Raw genomic sequence first — 21,903 nt, forward strand, 5'->3', positions numbered from 1 at the left:
ATTAAGGGTTCTCGTTATTTTTTTCGTCGGTATCGGTTTTTGGTTTAGGCGTAAAAATAGTGATAACACGGCTGTCTTCTTCACCTGAACTGCTTGCCGTTACCGTTTGTTTATTCAAATCATAAGTAATCAAACTGCCGCTTGAGCTACTGCTACCTTGAGAGATGCGAGCGTCGCCACTAAGCTCCAGTCGCTGTTCCGACTGAAAATAGGTGATTTTTTTTGCTTCAGCGTTAATTTCATTGCCGTCGTCCAGCGTCTGGCTGTAAGTAGCAGGAGTGCCTTCTGCAATAAAAATATCTGCTTGCTCGGCGCTTTCGCTGGCGGATGCTTCTAGTCGATCGGCGCGGATTAATAAGGTGCCCTGACGAATAATAACGTTGTCCGTTAAAACCAGGCGGTTATTTTTAATATCAAGCTCTTCCTTACTCGACTCAACTTCCATGGGTTTACTAAAGTCAGACTTGCCCTGAGCCATAACCGCTGAGGGTATTAAGGCAACCAGGATCAGTTTACTCAGCAGGCTGGAAAATCGTTTTAACATGTCTTTTTAGCTCCATTCGTTCAGCTTTCAGATCCGCAGTCATACCGTTACCCCGAATTAATAGTCGTGGTCCGTGAATGCTTACAGGATGTTCTGTGCTCATTGACTCATTTTTTAAATCAACAATCAGGTACTCGGTTAACACTTGCTCGATGTGAGTATCCGGCTCTAAAGCAAGTATTTCAACATCATGCTCTAAAATCAGGGTTTGATCGTCGTAGAAAGTGCCTTGCGCGGCACTGACTTCCCAAAGCTCTTCGCCTTGCTCAGAAAAGACTGTGTAAACCGGACGCTTAAGTTCGGTCAGACCAATTTGGTTATAGTGAGACATTTTCTCAGATTTTATCTTGTGAGCCAGTAAACCGTCACTTTCGAAAATACGCGTCTCCAGCCCAAAAGCGGTAAAATCGGGCTGCATAGTGCGTGTTGTCGCCGCGTTGTTACCATCAGCATCATCACTAAAAGGGCGCCAGACAAGCAATAGCCCGGCACCGAATAATAAAATTAGAATGACAGTAACGCGTCGGCTCACACACTGGCTCCTGTAGCCAGGTGCAGTTGCCCTTGACTGAGCATGATTAAATCACAGACTTCGCGCACGGCACCATGTCCACCATGGCAGCGTGAAATATAATCGGCCTGTTGTTGTACCGATGCGTGAGCGTCCTGGACTGCAATCCCCAGACCCGCCGCTTTAATTAAAGCTAAATCGGGGGTGTCGTCTCCAACATAAGCAACTTGCTCCGCGCTAAGGCCTAACTTTGTTAGTAGCTCATCGAAAGCGGCTGTTTTATCGTTCTGTCCCTGATAAATAAAGCCGACATCTAAATGTTCCATACGGTGTTCAACAATGCGTGACGTTCGTCCGGTAATGACTGCCGTTTCAACACCTGATTTTTTCAGTGCTTTCATGCCAAAGCCATCCCGGGTGTGAAACGCTTTCAGTTCCTCACCATCATTGCCTAAGTATATGCGACCGTCGGAAAACACCCCGTCGACATCCAGAACCAGTAGCTTTATTTCGGAAAAACGTTTAAACAGGCTTTTTTCAATGTCGCCGTACCAGGTATTAATACATTCCATCAGAGCACTCCCGCCTGCAGTAAGTCATGCATGTTCATTGCGCCACAAGGCTGTCCATCGTCGTTGGTAATTATCAGCCCATTTATTTTTCGGTCCTGCATGAGTTTTAATGCCTCAGCGGCCAGCATGTCCTCGTTCGCAGTAATACAGGAGCGGGTCATAACTTCAGCTATCGGAGTTTTATGGACATCGATTCGGTTATCCAGAATGCGACGTAAGTCACCGTCTGTAAAAATGCCGGCGAGACGTTGGTTTTCATCAACTATCGCGGTCATACCCAAGCCTTTACGCGACATTTCCAGTAAGGCATCACTAATAATAGCGTCGGCAGGAATAACCGGGACACGCTCGCCAGTGTGCATCACATCATGTAACCGTAATAGCAGGCGTTTACCCAGCGAGCCGCCGGGGTGTGATAGTGCAAAGTCGTCGGCGGTGAAGCCGCGGGCATTGAGCAGAGCAACCGCCATCGCATCGCCCATGACAAGAGTTGCTGTTGTAGAAGCCGTGGGGGCTAACCCGAGCGGACAGGCCTCTTGTTCAACTGCGATACAAACATGAGTATCAGCCAGTCGGGCAAGAGTGGAGCCTGGTTTGCCAGTCATTGAAATTAAGGGCACGCCCAGACGTTTAATGACCGGAATAATATTCAGCACTTCGGCCGTTTCGCCACTGTTAGATATCGCAATGACCACATCCTGAGCCGCAACCATGCCTAAATCTCCGTGGCTGGCTTCGCCCGGATGTACAAAAAACGCTGGTGTGCCGGTTGAGGCAAGTGTGGCAGCTATTTTCCCGCCAATATGACCGGATTTACCCATGCCGGTGACAATAACGCGGCCTTTGCAATTAAACAGAGTTTGGCAGGCGGCATCGAAATTATCATCCAAATATTGATACAGGCCTTCAATCGCCTTCTTTTCGATATCCAGTACTTGTTCGCCCAGTAGCCGAAAGTTCTGGGTGACTTGTTTCATGGTCATGCCTCTGGCGTTGTACTTTTGCCCTGTATAATACGTCATTCGGTACAACTCTGCCTACCGTACACAGGTAAATCTTGTATTTTATTACAAAAATAATTACTATACCAACCAGACGGTTGATAAAGTAAGTGTAGGTAAAGTGAATACACCATGGTAGAGAAAAAAGGCGCAGGACGACCCAGCAACAGAGACGTCATTCTGGATGCCGCAGATCAATTGGTCGCTGCCGAGGGTGCAGGACACCTTACATTTGACGCATTGAGCCAAACGACCGGCATCAGCAAAGGTGGTTTGCTTTATCATTTCAAAAGCAAAGATTGTTTGCTTCAGGCTATGTTAAAACGCCGTGTCGAACGTTATGAAGTGCTTCGTGAGCAATATCACCAGCAGTTTGCCGATGACCCAAAAGGCGAATTAAAAAGTATTTTACTAGCAGCGCTTGATACGGACGCTGAATGTTCTCGGCTGGGCAGTGGAATGCTGGCTGCCGCTGCGACTAACCCAGAGTTGTTAGGCCCTTTAAAAGAGCATATAGCACTGACTTTACAGCGGTTGGAACGTATTGCCGGAAGCAAAGTTGGGAAAACTCTGTTTTACGCGGTTCATGGTGCTCGTTTGTTTGAGCAACTCAACTTGTGTGACGCCTGCGTGCATGAACGTGAAGATTTTGCACAATATTTACTGAAGCTTGTCGATGAATTGACAGAAATAGAATCAATTCGCTGATAAAATTTGCAACACTTTTTCGGTATCAGACTATACCGACAGTCGTTAAAATAAAGGCTGATAAACTCGTAACAGGAAACTGTCGTGACAAACTTGGTAGAACTTAAAGATCTGACTTTTGCGCATGGAAGCCATCGGGTCTATGACGGCCTGTCGTTAGATGTTCCGAAAGGCAAAATGGTTGCTGTCATGGGGCCTAGTGGCATTGGTAAAACGACGCTGTTGCGCCTTATCGGTGGACAGCTTAAGCCTGACAGCGGCAGTATCAAAGTAGCCGGAGAGGAAGTCCCTCAGTTAAAACGCGACGCTTTGTATCAATTACGCAAGCGCATGAGCATGCTGTTTCAAAGTGGTGCGTTGTTCACCGACATGTCGGTATACGAGAACGTCGCCTTTCCACTGCGCGAGCATACCGATTTACCCGAAGAAATTATTCGCAGCGTGGTTTTAATGAAGCTTGAGGCCGTGGGTCTGCGTGGTGCGCGTCACCTTATGCCGTCAGAACTGTCGGGTGGCATGGCTCGTAGAGCTGCTCTGGCAAGGGCTATAGCTCTGGATCCTGAATTGATTTTATACGATGAGCCGTTTGCGGGTCAGGATCCTATTTCTATGGCGGTCATTGTAAAGCTTATTAAATCTTTGAATGAGTCACTAGGTTTGACCTCTATTGTTGTATCGCACGACGTAAAAGAAGTGTTATCGATTGCGGATTATGCTTATGTCATCGCCGACAAAAAAGTTGTTGGTCAGGGCACCCCGGATGAACTCCGCAATAACGATACCGCAATTATTCAACAGTTTTTGAATGGTGCGCCAGATGGTCCGGTAGCATTTCACTACTCAGATGACGATTTTACAACGGACTTATTAAGGGGCGAAGGATGATCCAGTTTATACAGTCTGTCGGTCGCCGAGTGCTGGATAGCCTGGCGGGTATCGGATACGCCTTAGCTATGCTGATGGGAGCTATTATCGGTAAGCCGCAACCCGCTAAGTCATGGCCGCTCTTTATCAAGCAAATGTACGTAGTGGGCGTATTGTCGATGCTCATCGTTATCGTCAGTGGCTTATTCATTGGTATGGTGCTTGGCTTACAGGGCTACACTATTTTAGTTGACTATGGTGCTGAGCAAAGTCTGGGACCTATGGTTGCGCTGTCGTTATTACGTGAGTTGGGGCCTGTCGTTACCGGTCTGTTATTTGCGGGGCGAGCCGGTTCTGCATTAACTGCTGAAATCGGTCTTATGAAAGCCACCGAGCAACTCTCCAGTCTGGAGATGATGGCGGTTGATCCTTTACGCCGTGTGATTGCTCCCAGGTTCTGGGCTGGTGTGGTTAGTATGCCACTGCTGGCGTTGATGTTCTCAGCCGTTGGAATTTACGGCGGTTACCTGGTTGGCTCCGGCTGGCTGGGTGTTGATGAAGGGGCTTTTTGGTCAGTCATGCAATCGGCAGTCGATTGGCAGGATGATCTTCTGAACGGCATTATTAAGTCTATTGTATTTGCCTTTGTTGTTACCTGGATAGCTTTGTATAAAGGTTATCGTTCGGTTCCAACCTCTGCGGGAATCAGTGCTGCGACAACGTCAACAGTTGTGACTGCGTCGTTGGCAATTCTAGGACTCGATTTTATTCTTACAGCTATCATGTTTGGTGGATAACCATGGAATCAAGAAAAACACAGTTATGGGTAGGCGTTTTTGTTGTCGTCGGTATTTTGGCTTTGTTCTTTATCGCATTAAGGGCAGCCAGCGGCACTATGACAACATCGGGAGATAGCTACACCCTGTACGCTAAGTTCGATAATGTTGGTAGTCTGAAAGTCCGCTCGCCGGTGAAAGTCGGTGGTGTGGTTGTGGGTCGTGTTACTGATATTTCATTGTCGGGTGACTACTATGAGCCGCGTGTGACAATGAGCATTAGCAAAGATTACGACAAGTTTTCTGAAGCCAGTACATTGTCGGTGTTGACGTCAGGACTCCTGGGTGAGCAATATCTTGGACTTGAACCCGGCTTTATTGATGACAGCGTAGGTACGTTAGAAGACGGTGATACCATTACTGATACCAAGTCAGCATTGGTTTTAGAAAACCTGATAGGCCAGTTTCTGTTCAGTCAGGGCAATGAATAAGTGGTAAGGAGAGCACCATGGCAGTAAAACAATGGATAACGGCCGTTTTTGTAACCTTAGTACTGGTTGCATCCGCGTCAGCCGATTTAATTCGTAACGATGATCCGCAAGAGTTATTGAAAGCAGTTGCTGAAAAAACCTTTGATCGCATTGCATCGGACAGAAACAAAATTGACGCAGATCCTAATTATCTAAAGGAAGTCGTTGAAGATGAGATGATGCCTTATGTTGACAATATGTATGCGTCGAAGAAAGTATTAGGCCGTTACTTGCGCGACACGACAAAAGAACAGCGTGAACGTTTTTACCAGGCTTTCTACGATTACTTAGTGGCGACGTATGCCCGTGCTTTTACTCAGTATGACGAGGACAAGCATAAGGTCACTTTTGAACCTAGTCAGGAAATTTCTGATGATGCACGTTCGGCCGTCGTGAAGGCGCGAATAAAAGAAGAAGGGCGCCCGGAAATTCGTCTGGATTTTCGTATACGATACGACTCTGATGAAGAAATTTGGAAAGCCTACGATTTAGTTGTTGAAGGTGTCAGTCTGCTGAACAGTAAGCAAAGTGAAATTTCTTCGGTTATCCGGGCTAATGGCATTGATAAAACCATCGAGCTGATTGAAAAGAAAGCTTCCGAGCCGATTAAGGCAGATGACGAAGTAGAAAGCCCGGCAGAGGGACTCTAATGTTAGCATCGGTGAAGGTTAGCGATGATAAGACACTGGTTTTTAGCGGTTCATTGACTCGTCACAGTGTTGCTAAACTGTGGTCACAGCGCAAAAGCTGGTCGGTGGGAAGCGAAACCCGGGTTGATTTAACCGATGTAGAGGTTATCGATACTGCCGGGGTGGCTTTTTTGCTTGAAATATTGAAATTGGTTGGCGATGGGAAAGGTCCGTTAACCTGTATCGGAGCATCTGAACAGCTGAAACAAATTGCCCGCGTTAGTGGCGTTGAGTCGCTGCTTTCGTTAAGCTAGGCGGTCTTATTAACTTTTAAGCCAACGGCAGATAACAATGAATACTGAAGAACTGAAAACTTTGCTGAACGATGCGCTTTCTCTGGAAGAGCTTCTGGTTAAAGCTGAAGGCGCGAATGTAGAAATTATTGCTGTCAGCGAAGACTTTAAAGATATGAGTCGGGTAAAGCGTCAGCAAGCCGTGTATGGTCCTCTAAACCCGTTGATTGCCGACGGTTCAATCCATGCCGTATCGATAAAAGCTTACACGCCGGAAGACTGGGCGCGTGATAAAAAATTAATGATGCCATAAGGTTGTTGGTTAGTTGATGGATAAATTTAAAATACGTGGAGGCCAACCTTTGTCAGGTTCGGTCACTATTTCAGGGGCAAAAAATGCCGCGCTGCCTATTTTAATGGCTTCGCTGTTGCCGTCTGAAAAAATAACCCTGTCTAATGTTCCCGACCTTCACGATGTCGACACAACTCTGGAGTTACTCGATTGCCTGGGCATTAGTCATAGCAACCTGAATAATAATAGCGTTTGCATTGACCCGACCACGCTTAATCACTTCAAAGCGCCTTATGATCTGGTTAAAACTATGCGTGCTTCTATTTTGGTTTTAGGCCCGTTATTAGCTAAAACCGGTAAAGCGGAAGTATCTCTGCCGGGTGGTTGTGCTATAGGCGCACGGCCGGTAAACCTTCATATTGAGGGCCTGCGTAAAATGGGCGCTCATATTGACGTTGAAAATGGTTACATTAAAGCGTCAGTAGAGGGGCGTCTGCAGGGCGCAGAGATTTTGCTCGACACGGTCAGCGTGACCGGCACTGAGAACTTAATGATGGCAGCGGTACTGGCTGAGGGTGAAACGGTCATAGAAAATGCCGCTCGAGAGCCTGAAGTCATTGATTTAGCAAACTTTCTTAACAGCCTGGGCGCGAATGTCCGCGACGCAGGAAGTGACACCATTCATATTACAGGTGTTAATAAGCTGCATGGTGGTGAATATAGTGTCATGCCCGACCGTATCGAAACGGGGACGTTTTTAGTCGCAGCTTTGGCAACTGGAGGTTCGGTGCGTTGCGAAAAAACTGACCCGGCAAGCCTTGATGCGGTGTTGAAAAAGCTGGAAGAAGCTGGCGCGACAATTGATAAAGGTGATAACTGGATAGCGATACAGAGCCATGGCCGGCCTAAAGCAGTCAATATTATTACGGCTCCTCATCCGGCTTTTCCAACCGATATGCAGGCTCAATTTTGTGCGCTAAATGCCATTGCAGAAGGTACCGCCGGTATTCGTGAAACGATATTTGAAAACCGCTTTATGCACATTCCTGAGTTACGACGCATGGGCGCAAATGTCGAGTCGGAAGGCAATACTGCACTATGTCACGGGGTTGATGAACTGACCGGCGCAGAGGTTATGTGTACCGACTTACGAGCTTCAGCCTCTCTTGTTATAGCGGGTCTGGTTGCGACCGGAGAAACTGTTGTCGAGCGCATCTATCATATTGACCGGGGCTATGAAGGGATTGAGAAAAAACTTCAGGGCTTAGGTGCTGATATTGAACGAGTAACGGCTTAGCAGCCGTTATCTGGGTAATTCGGCCACTGTTACGGTGGTCGTCATTCGCTTTTCATTACGGTAAAATTCCACTTCTAATTTAGTGCCGGGCTCACTACCTGCAACCCGGTCAAGCCCTTCCGGCGCAGAGCGAACAGGGTCACCACCAATAGCCACCAGAAAATCGTTCGGTTGTAATCCTGCTTTTGCTGCCGGACTATTCCGTTCAACTCCGGTTATTAATATGCCTGACAGTGATTGTTCTTCACTAAAGTTTGGATTAACGCTAATACCAATGTATCCGCGTACCACTTTCCCTTCCTGAATAAGGGTTTTCATTACTTTGCGTGCATTTTCATAGGGTACGGCAAAATAAATGCCTTCGCCGCCATCTCCAAAAGCCGAATTATAGCGGGCGTTATTGATGCCGATAAGTTCTCCGGCGGTATTAACCAAAGCTCCGCCTGAGGCACCCTGGTTGATCACTGCGTCCATTTGAATCAAATCGGAATAGGAATTGCTGACACCAACCCGACCGCCGCTGGCACTGACAATACCTTGCGTAATTGTCTGGCCAATATTGTATGGATTACCTATGGCGAGGACAATGTCACCAACCCGTACGCGGCGTGTTGACTGTACAGGAATTACCGGTAGGTTCTCTGCATCAATTTTCAGCACAGCTAAATCGGTGTAACGGTCACTACCAATTAACTGAGCGGCATAGCGTCTGCCGTCCTGCAGCGCGACTTCAATTTTATCAACATTATCGACAACGTGATGGGCGGTCAGAATATATCCCTGAGAGTCCATAATAACGCCTGAACCTAAACGCCAGACACGTGATGATTGAGGTTGATAATAAGACCCCTGAATTTCCCCCATACTATAAATATTCACAACGGCGGGGGCGGCTTTTCGGACGGCCTGATTAAAGGAGGTAATTTCGTTGCCGTTTTGTCTTAATGATTCGGACTGTGCCCAGAAAGGTTTAGCGATAATAACAATAGCCGCAACAACTAGGCCTAAGCCAACTGACTGAAGTAAAAATCGTAAAGTTGAAGAAAGTTGTTGCATACCAGCTTCCGGTTAAATCAGGTGGTATCAGCATAGCACTGATACCACCTGCCTGTCACAATGTCAGTTTGCGTTACGCAACACAATAAAGAGTGAACTGTCGCCTCGTTTTATATTAAGGGCTATAACACCGCTCTTATCTTCAATTGCTGCCCGCAACTCCGATATTGAGCTCACTGCCTTTCTGTTAACGCCCTGAATAATATCGCCTTCCTCTAGGCCAATTCGCGCAGCAGGAGAACGCTCTTCAAGCTCTTCTACTTCAATTCCATTTCCATCCGTTGCAGCAAGAGTAGCGCCCTGTAAAGCCGGGTGAATTGACTCAGCTGTAACAGACATGTCCTGTGCACCAAGGGTGACGTTAATCGATTGCTCTTCACCGTCGCGAATCACCCCAAGCTTTAATGAGTTCCCTGAGCCTATAGAGCCGACCATTGCACCAAGCTCCGAAAATGAGCGGATTGTCTGCCCATCGACTGAGATAATGACATCGCCCGATTCAATACCAGCTTCATCTGCTGAACTACCCGGTACGACCTGTGAAACAAAAGCCCCCCGGTTGACCGGAATATTCAATGCCTGAGCAACGTCGTGAGTTAAATCGTTACCCCGCACTCCCAGTACACCGCGGCGAACTTCGCCAAATTCAATCAATTGTTGTACTAAGTTATTCATCATGTCCGATGGAATAGCGAAACCGATACCGATATTGCCACCGTTAGGGCCGAGTATCGCGGTGTTAATTCCAATGAGTTTGCCGTCTAAAGTGACCAGAGCACCGCCCGAATTACCGCTGTTAATAGCGGCATCGGTCTGGATGAAGTTTTCCAGTTCCTCAATGCCAAGACCTGCTCGACCTAGAGCGCTAACGATACCGGAGGTTACTGTCTGGCCAAGCCCGAAAGGGTTACCAATAGCGACCACGAAATCACCGACTCGCAGCTCTGATGACTTGCCAAGCTCTATGGCGGTGAGGTTTTCGCCGTTCTCTATCTTTAGCAAAGCCACGTCGCTGCGTTCATCAGTGCCTATAACTTTAGCATCAAACTCACGGCCATTTTTTAGGGTGACGAGAATTTCTGTAGCGTCGTCTACAACATGGTTATTGGTTACTACATAGCCTTTTTCCGCATCAATAATCACGCCGGAACCTAAGCCTCTAAACGGGCGCTCACGGACTTGTTCACGTGGAGAATCCGGGCCAAAAAAGAAACGAAGCGCTTCCGGCAGGCGTTGTCGTACTTCTCGCTTACCTTTTACTGAGATATTGACGACGGCGGGTGTTACCTCCTCAAGCATCGGCGCTAAGGTCGGCTGTTCGTCGTCATTGCCAAAAAAAGGAATGCCAGCATGGGCAGAAGGTATAGAGGTGAAGCTAACAACACAGATTAAACTGAATAATGCTAAGACTCTTTTCATGATTCGAGTGACTCCTTAATAAAGCACTAACAAACGGTCGCCAGTTAAGACCGCTTGTCAGCTATATGAGTTCACTCTAAAAATGTTTCAAGATGTTTTTGATGACTCTTTTTCTTGATCTTGCTCGTAACTACTTGAAAAGAGCCCGCTGGAGCCCTCGGTGTAATCGCGGGGAATATCGTTGGCGCTATAGCTGTCACGGCCTGAACGGTGATCTTTATTTAATGAATTGGCCACTCGCAGTTGTTTAATTGTGTCTTCTGCGAAAAAAGGCAGGTCACTTTGTACATCGCTTTTCTCAAGCAGCTCAGCACTTTGGTTTAAGTAGCTTTGTAAACGTTGCTGGGTATCTGCCAGTTGTTCGACCATAGCGTTTGCGGTGGCGAAGTGTTCGGCAACTTCTCTTTGGTAGTCGGTTAAACGCTGCTGACTTTGCTGTACTTGCTCTTCGAGATCGCCTGACTGGCCTTTCGACTGGCTGTAACGAGCCGCAAAAAAGCCAATGATAGCACCAGCAACGACCAACAGAACCCCAATAATCCAACTCATAATTAACTCCTGAACAAGCTGTCGCAGCGGCGAATGATTGCTGCGCTTCACCTTCATGGTAACATATTAACTTATAGGATAATCCCAACTGAGGTGAAGTGGTAGTGTCCAAACAGCAAATGTCTCCACTAGAACGTTATCAGTATGATATAGAACACAATGATTTCTCGAAAGATGCTGCGCAGCTAAACGCTGTTAAACATTTGCAAAGACTGCATGATGAGCTTATTGAGTGGCATCAATATCAGACTCTGCCAGGCTGGCAAAAGTGGTTTAACAAAGAGCCGGATCAGCCTCAGGGCATCTACTTTTGGGGTGGTGTCGGCCGTGGGAAAACCTATCTGGTTGATACCTTCTTTGAAAGTCTGCCAATTGAGCGTAAATGGCGAATCCACTTTCACCGATTCATGCACCGGGTTCATAATGAACTTAAACAACTGGATAAGCAGAGCGATCCGTTACGCATTGTGGCTGATAACATTGCCGCCGAAGCACGAATTGTCTGCTTTGACGAGTTTTTTGTGCAGGATATTACCGATGCCATGTTACTGGGTAGGCTGTTTGAGTACTTATTTGAGAAAGGGGTGGTGCTGGTAGCGACTTCAAACATCGTTCCTGACGAACTCTATAAAAACGGACTGCAACGCGCACGTTTCATTCCTGCTATTAAACTCATCAATCAGCACTGCGAAGTGGTTAATGTGGATAGCGGCATTGATTATCGTCTTCGAACGCTTACCCGGGCGGAAATTTTTCATTCGCCACTGGATGAAAAAGCCGATAAGAATTTATGGAAATACTTCAAAGAGCTAGCGCCTGAATGTAAAGAGCGTTACGAATCAGACTGTATTGAAATTGAAGGACGGGATATTGACGTTCGGGCAGAGTGTGACGATGTGGTATTTTTTGATTTTACCTCCATTTGTAAGACAGCCCGTAGCCAAAATGACTACATGGAAATAGCCAGACTTTACCATGCGGTATTGATTAGTAATGTTGAGCAAATGGGCGCGGGGAAAGATGATACGGCTCGCCGCTTTATAGCGTTAGTTGATGAATTTTATGAGCGTCGGGTGAAACTGATTTTGTCAGCAGATGTGAGTATTGAAGCTCTCTATACGGAAGGCCAGTTAACTTTCGAGTTTCGCCGTTGTGTCAGCCGACTGCAGGAAATGCAAAGTCAGGAATATCTGGCAATGGCTCATAAAGCATAAATTTCAGAAAATGCGTGATCTTTAACCGCATTTTTCCTATAATCCGCGCAGCCCACGTTACAGTCCGTTGTGTTACATAACGTAATGCAGCGGTCGCAGCAGATAACTAAATGATTTCTATCATTTTTTTATTGTTGTGATTCGCGGGGAAGCCCGGAATTACTGTCCGTGAACTTTTAAAATGTAGGTTTTATACAATGAAAACATTTGTAGCCAAGCCAGAAACGGTAAAACGCGACTGGTACGTAGTAGACGCTGAAGGCAAAACTTTAGGTCGTTTAGCTACTGAAATCGCTCGTCGTTTACGCGGCAAGCATAAGCCTGAGTACACTCCTCACGTTGATACCGGCGACTATATCGTCGTCATTAACGCTGAGAAAATTACTGTTACCGGTAATAAAGCTCAGGGCAAGATGTACTACTCGCACACTGGATTTCCGGGTGGTATCAAATCAATCAGTTTTGAAAAACTGATTGCTAAGAAACCAGAGATGGTCATTCAGAAAGCGGTGAAAGGTATGTTACCCCGTGGTCCATTGGGTCGTGCCATGTTCCGTAAACTGAAAGTGTACGCAGGTACTGAGCATAACCATATTGCTCAACAACCTAAACAACTGGATATATAATACGGAGCAAGAACACTATGGCAGATAATCAATACTACGGTACTGGTCGTCGCAAAAACTCCACGGCTCGCGTATTTTTGCGTCCTGGTAGCGGCAACATCAAAATTAACAACCGTGAACTGAACGAATACTTCGGTCGTGAAACGGCTCAAATGGTTGTTCGTCAACCATTAGAATTAGTTGAAATGACTGAAAAGTTTGACATGTACATCACTGTAAGTGGTGGTGGTACTACCGGTCAGGCGGGTGCAATTCGTCACGGTATTACTCGTGCATTAATGCAATACGACGAAGCTTTACGTGGTCCATTACGTAAAGAAGGTTACGTTACCCGTGACGCTCGTCAAGTTGAACGTAAGAAAATCGGCTTGCATAAAGCACGTAAACGTCCACAGTTCTCAAAGCGTTAATTCGTCTTTGTTTTTTGTGGCAAAACCCAGCTTCGGCTGGGTTTTTTTATGTCAAAAATAAATGGAAATAGACCAATAAGGGCGGCTATTAAGCTTGTAAAAAGTGTGTCTTTTCATTATCATCTCAAAGCATTTTCTGTAATCCGCATCAGCGGACAAAGCAGCAGCTAATTCCCGACTTCGCGACAACGCATCGTGGAGCGTCCAAAACTGGAGAATAGATGGATGAGCAATGCGCCTGTAGATAAAGGCCGCCGTCGTTTTTTGACTGTCGCAACCTCAGTGGTAGGTGGTGCAGGAGCGGTAGCAGTAGCCGTTCCTTTCATAGCATCGTGGAACCCAAGTGCGAAAGCAAAAAACGCGGGAGCGCCCGTAGAAGTAAATATACGCAAAGCTGAGCCTGGCCAGCTAGTCCGTGTTAAATGGCGTGGCAAGCCTGTGTGGGTGGTTCGCCGTACACCGGACATGCTTGAAGAGTTGGGTGAAATAGAAGGTAGGCTTCGCGATCCGAATTCTCAAGAGCCGCAGCAGCCACCTTATGCGGCAAATCAATATCGCTCAATTAAAGAAGAATTCTTCGTTGCGGTTGGTATTTGTACCCACCTTGGTTGCTCTCCATCTTATCTTGCGAGCGGAATGGGGGAGCACGTTGAGGGCGTTGAGTCTGGCTTTTTCTGCCCATGCCACGGTTCTAAATTTGATGTCGCAGGGCGCGTATTCCAAGGTGTTCCTGCACCACTGAACCTGGTCGTGCCGCCACATTATTTTATCGACGATAACACCATTTTGGTGGGTGAAGATAAGGGGCAAGCATAATGTTTAAGCGATTTGTAGAGTGGATGGATGCCCGCATCCCCATGACCAAAACCTGGAACATCCACCTGGCGCAGTATCCAGCTCCAAAAAACTTTAACATGTGGTATGTTTTTGGCTTTTTGGCAACCATCGTATTAATTAACCAAATACTGACTGGTGTCTGGTTAACCATGAACTATGTGCCAAGCGCCGACGGTGCCTTTGCCTCGGTTGAATACATCATGCGTGATGTCGAATACGGCTGGTTGTTGCGTTATATGCACTCCACCGGTGCCTCTGCGTTCTTCGTTGTCGTTTATCTGCATATGTTCCGCGGTATGATGTACGGTTCTTACCAGAAGCCTCGTGAGCTTATTTGGCTGTTTGGTATGTTCATCTTCCTGGTACTGATGGCCGAAGCCTTTATGGGCTACTTGCTGCCTTGGGGACAAATGTCTTACTGGGGCGCACAGGTTATTATTTCACTATTCGGTGCCATACCGGTTATTGGTGATGATTTAACCTTATGGATACGTGGTGATTACGTTATTTCCGGAGCGACGCTAAATCGTTTCTTTGCGCTGCACGTTATTGCTCTGCCGCTAGTACTGGTTATTTTGGTGTTCCTGCACATTGTCGCTTTGCATGAGGTTGGTTCGAACAACCCTGACGGTATCGATACTAAGAAGCCGAAAGGCTCTGTGCCAGACGAAGAAAAGCCGAAGTTTAAGTTCCACGAGCGCTTTACTAACAAGAAAGACATTGTCGATTCTATTCCGTTTTTCCCTTACTACATTATTAAGGATTTGTTCGGGTTCGGCGTGTTCTTGTTCTTGTTCTGTTACGTTATTTTCTTCAACCCGGAAATGGGAGGCTTTTTCCTTGAGCCGCCTAACTTTGAGCCGGCGAACCCCTTGAAAACACCGGAACACATTGCTCCTGTATGGTATTTCACGCCGTTCTATGCAATTTTACGTGCGGTGCCCGACAAGCTGTTTGGTGTTATTTTGATGTTCGCTGCTATTGTCTTCCTGGCCCTGTTGCCTTGGCTAGACCGTGGGCGAGTACGTTCTATTCGCTATCGTAGCCTGTTGCATAAGCTAAACCTCGGCGTATTTGCCATCAGTTTCGTTGTGCTGGGTTATCTGGGAACGCAACCGGCAACTCCTGTTGCAACAATATTCGCACAGATATTTACGTTCCTGTACTTTGCATTCTTCGGGCTGCTTTGGTTCTACAGTAAGCGCGAGAAGACTAAACCGGTACCAGAAAGGGTGACGTCGAAATGAAAAAATTGTTAATCGCTCTTATAACTTTGGTTCCGTCGCTTGTATTTGCGGCGGGCCCTGAAGTTCCCTTGGACAAGGCCGAAGTCGACTTACACGATAAAGCCTCACTGCAGCGCGGCGCGCAGTTATACATGAACTACTGTCTGGGTTGCCACCAACTGCAGTACCATCGTTATAACCGTACTTTTGAGGATCTTGGTATTCCGCAAGAGTTAGGCGAAAAGAACTTGCAGTTTACCGGCGACAAAGCCGGTGACAGAATTACCAATAATATGAATCCTGAATCAGCAGCGAACTGGTTTGGTACCGCGGTACCCGATCTAACGAACGTAGCCCGTGTACGCGGAGCGGACTGGATTTATACTTATTTACGTTCATTCTATAAAGATGACAGCCGTCCTTTCGGCGTCAATAATGCGGTGTTCCCAAATGTGGGAATGCCCCATGTATTGCAAGAACTTCAAGGGCTTCCGGAGAAGACCTATGAAGAACGCCTAATAGACGGTGAAATGGAAGACGTGTACGTCGGTATTGAAACCGATGGTGGTGGGCGTTTATCTGAAAGTGAATATGATCAAGCCATGTTGGATTTAACCGCTTTTCTGGTTTATACCGGAGAACCTATGTTATTAGAACAACGTCGCATTGGTTGGTTTGTTTTTGGTTTCCTGCTGGTATTCACCATTTTGGCATGGTTACTGAAAAAAGAGTTTTGGAAAGACCTGAAATAATCGGGGCTTATCAGTCTGTTAGACAACGGCTTAAGAAAGGGTGGCTTGCCACCCTTTTGCCGTTGATATTATCTGGAGAAAGGAATGGCTGTTGCAGCAAATAAACGCTCAGTAATGACGTTATATTCAGGAAAGGATGACTTAAAGAGTCATCAGGTACGTCTGGTGTTAGCTGAGAAAGGTGTTGGGGTCGAAATTACCTATGTGACCGACGAAAGTACGCCGGAGGATTTGTTACAGCTTAATCCGTACCCAGAGGCTAAACCGACTCTGGTTGATCGTGAGCTTGTGCTTTATAACGCTCAAATCATTATGGAATACTTGGACGAGCGTTTCCCGCATCCTCCTTTAATGCCTGTTTACCCGGTTGCTCGTGGTACGAGTCGTTTAATGATGTACCGAATTGAGCGCGACTGGTATAGCCTGGCTGAAAAGATCCAAAAGAATGATGCTCAGGCAAGGCAGGAACTGAAAGAAGGTATTCTTTCCCTGGCTCCTATTTTTGCCGATACACCGTATTTTATGAGCGAAGAATTTAGTCTGGTTGATTGCTATTTGGCTCCTCTGCTTTGGCGTTTGCCCGCTTACGGTATCGATTTAGAAGGTCAGGGCGCAAAAGAAATAAAGCAATATATGGTACGCCTGTTTGAACGCAAAACGTTCCAGGATTCTTTAACAGAAGAAGAGAAAGAACTCGCGCGTAATTAATTTCATCGACGTCGAGGAGTTTTACTATGACGCCGAAAAGACCTTATCTGCTGCGTGCATTGTACGAGTGGATAGTTGATAACGACCTGACCCCACACTTGGTGGTTGATGCGACTATTGTGGGAACCGTTGTGCCGCAGAACTTTGTTAGTGAAGGGCAAATTGTACTAAACATTTCGCCAACAGCGGTTCAGGGGCTGCAACTGGCTGACCATGAAGTTCGCTTTAACGCGCGCTTTGGTGGACAGCCAATGCAAGTTGTTGTGCCTATGACTGCGGCTTTAGCTATCTATGCCCGTGAGAACGGTGCCGGAGCAATGTTTGAGGCCGAACCCGAACTGGACAAAATGCCTGAGCTTGATGAAGAAGATAAGGGTAGTGACGATGCTGAGCAAAAAACAGCAAAGAAAAAGCCCAACCTAAAAGTAGTTAAGTAACAATACAAAGCACTAACGCTTAATGGTTAGTGCTTTAACTACCCGCTCTACGCCATCTACGTTTCTGGCAACCTCTACCGCGGCATCTGCTTCAATCTGGCTTACATGGCCTAGTAAAAATACCTCAGCGTTCTCTGTCACTACTTTGATATTAGTTGCATCTATAGATTTATTATTAGCAAACTTGAGCTTAATTTTGCTGGTTATCCAGCTATCTCCGGCGCGCACGGCTGCCGAGGCTTTAGAGCCAATACGGAGTTGATTGAAAATTTTATTAATACCGTTAGTGTCTTTGATGATCTCTTCAGCTCTTCTTTTCAGAGCTTCGCTTGGAACCTGGCCAACCAAAAGAACATTAGTATCGTAACTGATAGCGACCACGCGGGCATCTTCAAGTTGTTCATCATTTCCCAGTTTAGCGTTAGCTTTCAATTCAATAGTCTGATCATCCACTTGTGTTCCAATTGTCCGCGGATCAGTAGCTGAAGATATTCCTACTGCGGCTGCTCCGACAGCAACTGCGGCGCAGCCCTGTAAACTTAATAAACTGATAAAAATGACGGGTAAAAAGGTTCTAGATAAAGTCATACGCTTCAGTGCTCCTGCGGAAAGATCGTGTTTTCAATTTGTTCACACAAGCCGTGGACAATAAACAGCTGAGTTTCTAGTATACGAGCCGGATTTAAACTGGGTGCCCTTAATTCGATATCGTTAGCACCTAGTAAACCGGAAACAGAATCGTTGCCCTCGCCGGTTAAAGCAATAATAAGCATATCGCGGCTAATAGCTGTTTCCATAACCGATGCTAACTCTTCATTCTCTTGGTTGTCCGCTATGACCAGTAGAATATCACCGGCTTGACCCAGTGCGGCAAGCTGTTTTTGCTTGCCAAGGGCCAATGCTAGTACTGGAAAGGGAGGACGCTCTAATTTCATGCCTTCGGTCATGAGGTTTGCAAAGTGCTGAGCAACGATTCCTGTCGTGCGGTCGCCGCAGCAAAAGACACGCTGACCATTCAACAAATTAGCCACTAACAGTTCAACCGTTGTGGCCATCTCGTCGGTCAGGCTTTCCACCGCTGAAATTTGTGTCTGTATGCTTTCTGTAAAAAGCGCCTTAATCAATTCGTCATTCATAGTCAGAATGCGTCCTTAAACCATTCAATTTTTGTTGGCTGACCTACTATTGCAATTACGTCGAAACGTATAGCCGCAGTATGTTCATCGATATTATTACTGAGTAAGTAGTGGCGAGCGGTGTATCGTATTCGGCGACATTGCTGCGGCTGAATCTGTTCAATAACAGCCGCAAAACTCTCATCGTCCCGGAATTTTACCTCGCAAAACACCCAGTAATGACCGTCTCGGGCTATGATATCAACTTCACCACCGTCAATACGGTAATTTTTGCAAATAATTGTAAGGTTGTTTTTCTTCAGAAACTCGGCTGAGAGTAATTCAGCGCGCTTACCGGTAACGACTTCCTGCATTGTCTGCTTCCTTAGCTAAGGTGATTTCTCCTTCACTAAAGGTAGCCCAAATAAGCTTCCGTTGAACAACTGAGTTATCAATGTGCAGTTCACCACTTAAACCCGACCAGACCAATCCAGGCATGCGGTTCATCATTTCAAGTCGTTGAATCAAGGATACGCTGTCGTATCCCATAGCGGTTAAGCGCGCTAGCGACAGACCCCACCCACTTCGCAATTCAAGCCATTGACTTAGAAGTATGTTTTTACCCGAACTCTCTATTAACCAGGGAATGTCTGAAAAAATAATGCCATTAAGATCTGAGTCACCTAAACGATTTCTGAGTTCATGGGTAGCCGAGCTGGCATAAACAGGAATAGGTTCTGCAAATGGCGAAACGCTGACATCAATAAAAGGTTTTAAAAGACGAGTCTGTTGTAGATTACCCGGCAGATAAATAGCACTAATGTCTCGTCGGCTGCGTTCCTGCTCATCGACAATAATTTTCCCTGCTGCAATCTTAACTGCGCGGATACGTTGCTGACTGTCAGTTAAACCCAGTGAACGCTCCACTGTGGCTTTCATATCTTCGCGTTCAGAGAAGTAAGAAACCCTGGGTTCTCCTGCCTCGTTATTGTTCCAACTTGACTTAAAGGCATCAACCATTCTGCGGCCACTGGAGCCATCAGCGGTAATTATCAGTGCACTCTTCGATTCGGGGAACTGTGTGTTAATTTGTTGCGCGGCTTGATGCGCTTCGGTGTCTGGGCTTAATGCGAAAAACACGTTGGTTAATGAGTTTTGGGCTAATTTCCCATCGTCTATCTGATTAAGGTAAACCTGAGGAATCCCCGCAAGAGGTTGCTCCGCCCAGGCCGCTACTTTGTCTTTTAACAGTGGGCCAATAATTCCAACCGGGCTTAGTTCCTGTATTTGTTTTTGTTGAGACTCAATATCGCCCGTTTCGCTGTCGATGAAAACAACTCTTAGGTTTTTCATTTCACCGGTGCGGGCGATAACTCCGTCTCGCACCGCCTGGCCTTGTTGCTTGTAGCGTCCGGATAATGGTAATAACACCGCGAGGGTCGGTTCCGGAGATGCCTGCCCGGCTTCCGGTGCATCTTCTGACGACTTTAGTGATGGTTCAAGCCAGATGTCGACCAGTGCCGCAGCATCGTGGTCTGGAAAGCTTTGCTGCCACTGATTTAAGTAAGATTCCAGGCTATCCGGTGAGGTCATTGCCTGATGATGATAATCCACCAGTCGCCACCAACCCGCGAGGGCTAAGTCGTTAGGGCGCTGTTGCGGAAGCTCTTCTCGTTTAATCCGACGGGCTATAGACCAGACTGTATCTGTATTGGGTTGTTCTGCAAAGCGCTGAGCATCAACCTGCCACACCAGCGACTGCCAGTAGTCGTGTTGCTGATAAGCCGCCTGAGAAAGTAGTTGCAGACTAAGAGCGCGAAATTCTCTTTGATTAAACTGAGTGGCGACATCTTCCAGTTCTTCTATCACCTTTGACCAAATTTGCTGCTCTGCGGCCCAACGTGCTTTTGCAAGGCGGTAATATTTTTGACTGTGACGAGTAATTTTTTGAGCACTTAACTGCGAAAGAATAGCGGCCGCTTGTTGCCATTGTTGCTCACTTTGAAAAGCATTAGCGGCTCGTATTAAAGCGGAGTGTTGCTCAACTTCATTTTTTGCAGCAGCGGCTTCCTGTAACCAGTCCCGGGCTGATTTTTCTTCTTTTAAGCTTAATTCCTGGTCAGCAACATCGACCGTCTTTGCCGGTTTATCTGCTGATCGGTCAGGTGCCGAGGTACACTGGGTTAATACCAGTAATGCCATTAGAGCTAAAAGTACAAATGAATGAGTTCTAAACACTGTAAGGTTCCGCTTTGGTGCCTGTTCGGTGATACTATAAACGGCATTGACGTTGGAAACAAACAGAGACTGATTATGGCAGAGCAGGGCATTCTTTATATTGTGCCGACACCTATCGGCAATTTAGGCGATATAACGGAAAGAGCAGTTAAGACATTGGCGGAAGTTGCAGCCATTGCTGCGGAAGATACAAGACACACGCGCAAACTCATGCAGCATTATGGCATACAGAATGACGTATTCGCCCTGCACGAACATAATGAGACACAGCGTGTGGACGCGGTTATCGAGCGTTTGCTGCAAGGTGAGTCGCTGGCGTTAGTCAGTGATGCAGGTACGCCACTCATCAATGATCCTGGTTATGTTTTGGTGCATCGTTGCAGGGAACGCGGGCTGAAGGTTATTGCGTTACCCGGTGCCTGCGCTGTTACGGTTGCTCTGTCTGCAGCCGGGTTACCAACAGACCGGTTTGCTTTTGAAGGCTTTTTGCCATCAAAGCCCCAGCAACGTCGTGCAAAGCTGGAGGCTCTGAAGACCGAAACCCGGACTGTTGTTGTGTATGAAAGCCCTCACCGAATTTTACATACGCTGACTGATATGAACGTGGTTTTAGGCAGTGGCCGGCAGATAGTGCTTGCGCGCGAGTTGACTAAGCAGTTTGAGACATACTTAAATGGCACTGCGGCTGAATTGTTGCAGGCTTTAACCGACGATACAAACCAACAGCGCGGTGAAATGGTTTTGCTAATAGCACCTGCACAGACGGAAACGGATGTTCGTGACGGTCCGGGAGAAGCGGCTAAGCGCACGTTACTGCTGCTACTAGAAGAGTTGCCGTTAAAAAAGGCGGCAGCTATGACCGCAAAAATTCACGATGAACGGAAAAATGAACTCTACCAGTGGGCGCTTGAGAATAAAAATAATGAGTGAAACAAAGATTGAGTTAATGCCTGCTGCAGCGTAGAATCCCCCGCGGAGAGCTGGCCAGACAATCGCCGCCTGTTTACAGGGGGAGGAAAGTCCGGGCTCCATAGGGCAGGGTGCCAGGTAACGCCTGGGCGGTGTAAGCCGACGACTAGTGCAGCAGAGAGTAAACCGCCGATGGCTGCTTGCAGCACAGGTAAGGGTGAAAGGGTGCGGTAAGAGCGCACCGCGCAACTGGTAACAGTTTGTGGCACGGTAAACTCCACCCGGAGCAAGGTCAAATAGGGGTTCTTTGGCGCGGCCCGCGTTGAACCCGGGTAGACTGCTTGAGGGTCAGGGCAACCTGATCACTAGATGAATGATTGTCCACGACAG

General features: G+C 46.9%; 28 protein-coding genes and 1 other RNA gene (1 of these 29 running past the window's edge). 18 read left to right on the plus strand and 11 right to left on the minus strand.

Annotation, left to right across the window (positions count from 1 at the left end; all coding sequences use genetic code 11):
- Position 1 precedes the first annotated feature (1 nt).
- Genes lptA through B2U97_RS07155 form a run of 4 tightly spaced genes read right to left on the minus strand, consistent with a single transcriptional unit; the run spans position 2 to position 2,604 of the window.
- On the minus strand, positions 2-544 hold the full coding sequence (gene lptA, locus B2U97_RS07140) for a lipopolysaccharide transport periplasmic protein LptA (RefSeq protein ID WP_011233659.1): 543 nt from the start codon (positions 542-544) through the stop codon (positions 2-4).
- The gene (gene lptC / locus B2U97_RS07145) at positions 513-1,076 is read right to left on the minus strand and encodes an LPS export ABC transporter periplasmic protein LptC (protein WP_011233660.1); all 564 of its coding nucleotides are present in this window, start codon (positions 1,074-1,076) and stop codon (positions 513-515) included. Before lptC ends, lptA begins: the two co-directional genes overlap by 32 nt.
- On the minus strand, positions 1,073-1,627 hold the full coding sequence (gene kdsC, locus B2U97_RS07150; protein WP_011233661.1) for a 3-deoxy-manno-octulosonate-8-phosphatase KdsC: 555 nt from the start codon (positions 1,625-1,627) through the stop codon (positions 1,073-1,075). The genes lptC and kdsC overlap by 4 nt, the downstream gene beginning before the upstream one ends.
- Positions 1,627-2,604, minus strand: a complete 978-nt coding sequence (locus tag B2U97_RS07155) for a KpsF/GutQ family sugar-phosphate isomerase (protein WP_011233662.1) — start codon at positions 2,602-2,604, stop codon at positions 1,627-1,629. Before B2U97_RS07155 ends, kdsC begins: the two co-directional genes overlap by 1 nt.
- 156 nt (positions 2,605-2,760) lie before the next feature.
- Between B2U97_RS07155 and B2U97_RS07160 the strand changes: the two genes are divergently transcribed.
- The 8 genes from B2U97_RS07160 (at position 2,761) to murA (ending at position 8,017) form a co-directional block, all read left to right on the plus strand.
- Positions 2,761-3,336, plus strand: coding sequence for a TetR/AcrR family transcriptional regulator (locus B2U97_RS07160; RefSeq protein WP_272988645.1), 576 nt, complete (start codon positions 2,761-2,763; stop codon positions 3,334-3,336).
- A gap of 84 nt (positions 3,337-3,420) precedes the next feature.
- On the plus strand, positions 3,421-4,221 hold the full coding sequence (locus tag B2U97_RS07165; protein ID WP_034818661.1) for an ATP-binding cassette domain-containing protein: 801 nt from the start codon (positions 3,421-3,423) through the stop codon (positions 4,219-4,221).
- Positions 4,218-4,997, plus strand: a complete 780-nt coding sequence (gene mlaE, locus B2U97_RS07170) for a lipid asymmetry maintenance ABC transporter permease subunit MlaE (protein ID WP_082815427.1) — start codon at positions 4,218-4,220, stop codon at positions 4,995-4,997. The genes B2U97_RS07165 and mlaE overlap by 4 nt, the downstream gene beginning before the upstream one ends.
- A gap of 2 nt (positions 4,998-4,999) precedes the next feature.
- On the plus strand, positions 5,000-5,467 hold the full coding sequence (gene mlaD / locus B2U97_RS07175) for an outer membrane lipid asymmetry maintenance protein MlaD (RefSeq protein WP_034818660.1): 468 nt from the start codon (positions 5,000-5,002) through the stop codon (positions 5,465-5,467).
- 17 nt (positions 5,468-5,484) lie between these two features.
- Positions 5,485-6,156, plus strand: coding sequence for an MlaC/ttg2D family ABC transporter substrate-binding protein (locus B2U97_RS07180; protein WP_011233667.1), 672 nt, complete (start codon positions 5,485-5,487; stop codon positions 6,154-6,156).
- Complete coding sequence (locus B2U97_RS07185; protein WP_011233668.1) at positions 6,156-6,449, plus strand: STAS domain-containing protein; 294 nt, start codon at positions 6,156-6,158, stop codon at positions 6,447-6,449. Before B2U97_RS07180 ends, B2U97_RS07185 begins: the two co-directional genes overlap by 1 nt.
- Positions 6,450-6,486: 37 nt before the next feature.
- Positions 6,487-6,741: a BolA family protein gene (locus tag B2U97_RS07190; RefSeq protein ID WP_011233669.1), complete on the plus strand. Its 255-nt coding sequence runs from the start codon at positions 6,487-6,489 to the stop codon at positions 6,739-6,741.
- A 16-nt stretch (positions 6,742-6,757) separates the two neighbouring features.
- Positions 6,758-8,017 carry a UDP-N-acetylglucosamine 1-carboxyvinyltransferase gene (gene murA / locus B2U97_RS07195; RefSeq protein ID WP_011233670.1) on the plus strand — a complete coding sequence of 420 codons (1,260 nt, stop codon included), beginning with the start codon at positions 6,758-6,760 and terminating at the stop codon, positions 8,015-8,017.
- A 6-nt stretch (positions 8,018-8,023) separates the two neighbouring features.
- Here the strand turns inward: murA and B2U97_RS07200 are convergent, their stop codons facing one another.
- The 3 genes from B2U97_RS07200 to B2U97_RS07210 all read right to left on the minus strand — a co-directional run bounded on the left by B2U97_RS07200 (position 8,024) and on the right by B2U97_RS07210 (position 11,041).
- A complete protein-coding gene (locus tag B2U97_RS07200) occupies positions 8,024-9,073 on the minus strand; it encodes a trypsin-like peptidase domain-containing protein (protein ID WP_011233671.1) in 1,050 nt (349 codons plus the stop codon).
- 63 nt (positions 9,074-9,136) lie between these two features.
- Complete coding sequence (locus B2U97_RS07205) at positions 9,137-10,492, minus strand: DegQ family serine endoprotease (protein ID WP_011233672.1); 1,356 nt, start codon at positions 10,490-10,492, stop codon at positions 9,137-9,139.
- Positions 10,493-10,579: 87 nt separating this feature from the next.
- The gene (locus B2U97_RS07210) at positions 10,580-11,041 is read right to left on the minus strand and encodes a YhcB family protein (protein ID WP_011233673.1); all 462 of its coding nucleotides are present in this window, start codon (positions 11,039-11,041) and stop codon (positions 10,580-10,582) included.
- A gap of 119 nt (positions 11,042-11,160) precedes the next feature.
- On the opposite strand from B2U97_RS07210, the gene zapE reads away from it, so the two are divergent.
- The 8 genes from zapE to B2U97_RS07250 all read left to right on the plus strand — a co-directional run bounded on the left by zapE (position 11,161) and on the right by B2U97_RS07250 (position 17,251).
- Positions 11,161-12,255, plus strand: a complete 1,095-nt coding sequence (zapE, locus tag B2U97_RS07215) for a cell division protein ZapE (protein ID WP_110013653.1) — start codon at positions 11,161-11,163, stop codon at positions 12,253-12,255.
- 197 nt (positions 12,256-12,452) lie between these two features.
- Positions 12,453-12,881 carry a 50S ribosomal protein L13 gene (rplM, locus tag B2U97_RS07220; protein WP_034818651.1) on the plus strand — a complete coding sequence of 143 codons (429 nt, stop codon included), beginning with the start codon at positions 12,453-12,455 and terminating at the stop codon, positions 12,879-12,881.
- Between the two features lie 17 nt (positions 12,882-12,898).
- Positions 12,899-13,291: a 30S ribosomal protein S9 gene (rpsI, locus tag B2U97_RS07225; protein WP_011233676.1), complete on the plus strand. Its 393-nt coding sequence runs from the start codon at positions 12,899-12,901 to the stop codon at positions 13,289-13,291.
- A gap of 225 nt (positions 13,292-13,516) precedes the next feature.
- Positions 13,517-14,107: a ubiquinol-cytochrome c reductase iron-sulfur subunit gene (gene petA / locus B2U97_RS07230; RefSeq protein ID WP_011233677.1), complete on the plus strand. Its 591-nt coding sequence runs from the start codon at positions 13,517-13,519 to the stop codon at positions 14,105-14,107.
- Positions 14,107-15,375, plus strand: a complete 1,269-nt coding sequence (locus tag B2U97_RS07235; protein WP_034818647.1) for a cytochrome b — start codon at positions 14,107-14,109, stop codon at positions 15,373-15,375. Before petA ends, B2U97_RS07235 begins: the two co-directional genes overlap by 1 nt.
- Positions 15,372-16,106 (plus strand): cytochrome c1, encoded by a 735-nt coding sequence (locus B2U97_RS07240; RefSeq protein WP_011233679.1) that lies wholly within the window; start codon positions 15,372-15,374, stop codon positions 16,104-16,106. Before B2U97_RS07235 ends, B2U97_RS07240 begins: the two co-directional genes overlap by 4 nt.
- An 84-nt stretch (positions 16,107-16,190) precedes the next feature.
- Complete coding sequence (gene sspA, locus B2U97_RS07245) at positions 16,191-16,814, plus strand: stringent starvation protein SspA (protein ID WP_011233680.1); 624 nt, start codon at positions 16,191-16,193, stop codon at positions 16,812-16,814.
- Between the two features lie 26 nt (positions 16,815-16,840).
- Positions 16,841-17,251: a ClpXP protease specificity-enhancing factor gene (locus B2U97_RS07250; RefSeq protein WP_110013571.1), complete on the plus strand. Its 411-nt coding sequence runs from the start codon at positions 16,841-16,843 to the stop codon at positions 17,249-17,251.
- A 12-nt stretch (positions 17,252-17,263) separates the two neighbouring features.
- On the opposite strand, the gene dolP is transcribed toward B2U97_RS07250, so the two are convergent.
- The 4 genes from dolP to B2U97_RS07270 are packed head-to-tail and all read right to left on the minus strand — an operon-like array spanning position 17,264 to position 20,604.
- Entirely contained in the window at positions 17,264-17,839 is a 576-nt protein-coding gene (gene dolP / locus B2U97_RS07255; protein ID WP_273024601.1) for a division/outer membrane stress-associated lipid-binding lipoprotein, read from the minus strand.
- Between the two features lie 5 nt (positions 17,840-17,844).
- Positions 17,845-18,387 (minus strand): SIS domain-containing protein, encoded by a 543-nt coding sequence (locus tag B2U97_RS07260; RefSeq protein WP_011233683.1) that lies wholly within the window; start codon positions 18,385-18,387, stop codon positions 17,845-17,847.
- Positions 18,388-18,389: 2 nt separating this feature from the next.
- Complete coding sequence (locus tag B2U97_RS07265) at positions 18,390-18,740, minus strand: YraN family protein (RefSeq protein WP_011233684.1); 351 nt, start codon at positions 18,738-18,740, stop codon at positions 18,390-18,392.
- Positions 18,718-20,604 carry a penicillin-binding protein activator gene (locus B2U97_RS07270; protein ID WP_286822975.1) on the minus strand — a complete coding sequence of 629 codons (1,887 nt, stop codon included), beginning with the start codon at positions 20,602-20,604 and terminating at the stop codon, positions 18,718-18,720. The genes B2U97_RS07265 and B2U97_RS07270 overlap by 23 nt, the downstream gene beginning before the upstream one ends.
- 75 nt (positions 20,605-20,679) lie before the next feature.
- Between B2U97_RS07270 and rsmI the strand changes: the two genes are divergently transcribed.
- Together rsmI and rnpB are read left to right on the plus strand one after the other, a co-directional pair.
- Complete coding sequence (gene rsmI, locus B2U97_RS07275; protein WP_034818626.1) at positions 20,680-21,534, plus strand: 16S rRNA (cytidine(1402)-2'-O)-methyltransferase; 855 nt, start codon at positions 20,680-20,682, stop codon at positions 21,532-21,534.
- 46 nt (positions 21,535-21,580) lie between these two features.
- Positions 21,581-21,903, plus strand: an RNA gene (gene rnpB, locus B2U97_RS07280) — RNase P RNA component class A; it runs 152 nt beyond the window's last position.

Source organism: Idiomarina sp. UBA3176 (genome assembly GCF_002364295.1).
Lineage (GTDB): Bacteria > Pseudomonadota > Gammaproteobacteria > Enterobacterales > Alteromonadaceae > Idiomarina > Idiomarina loihiensis.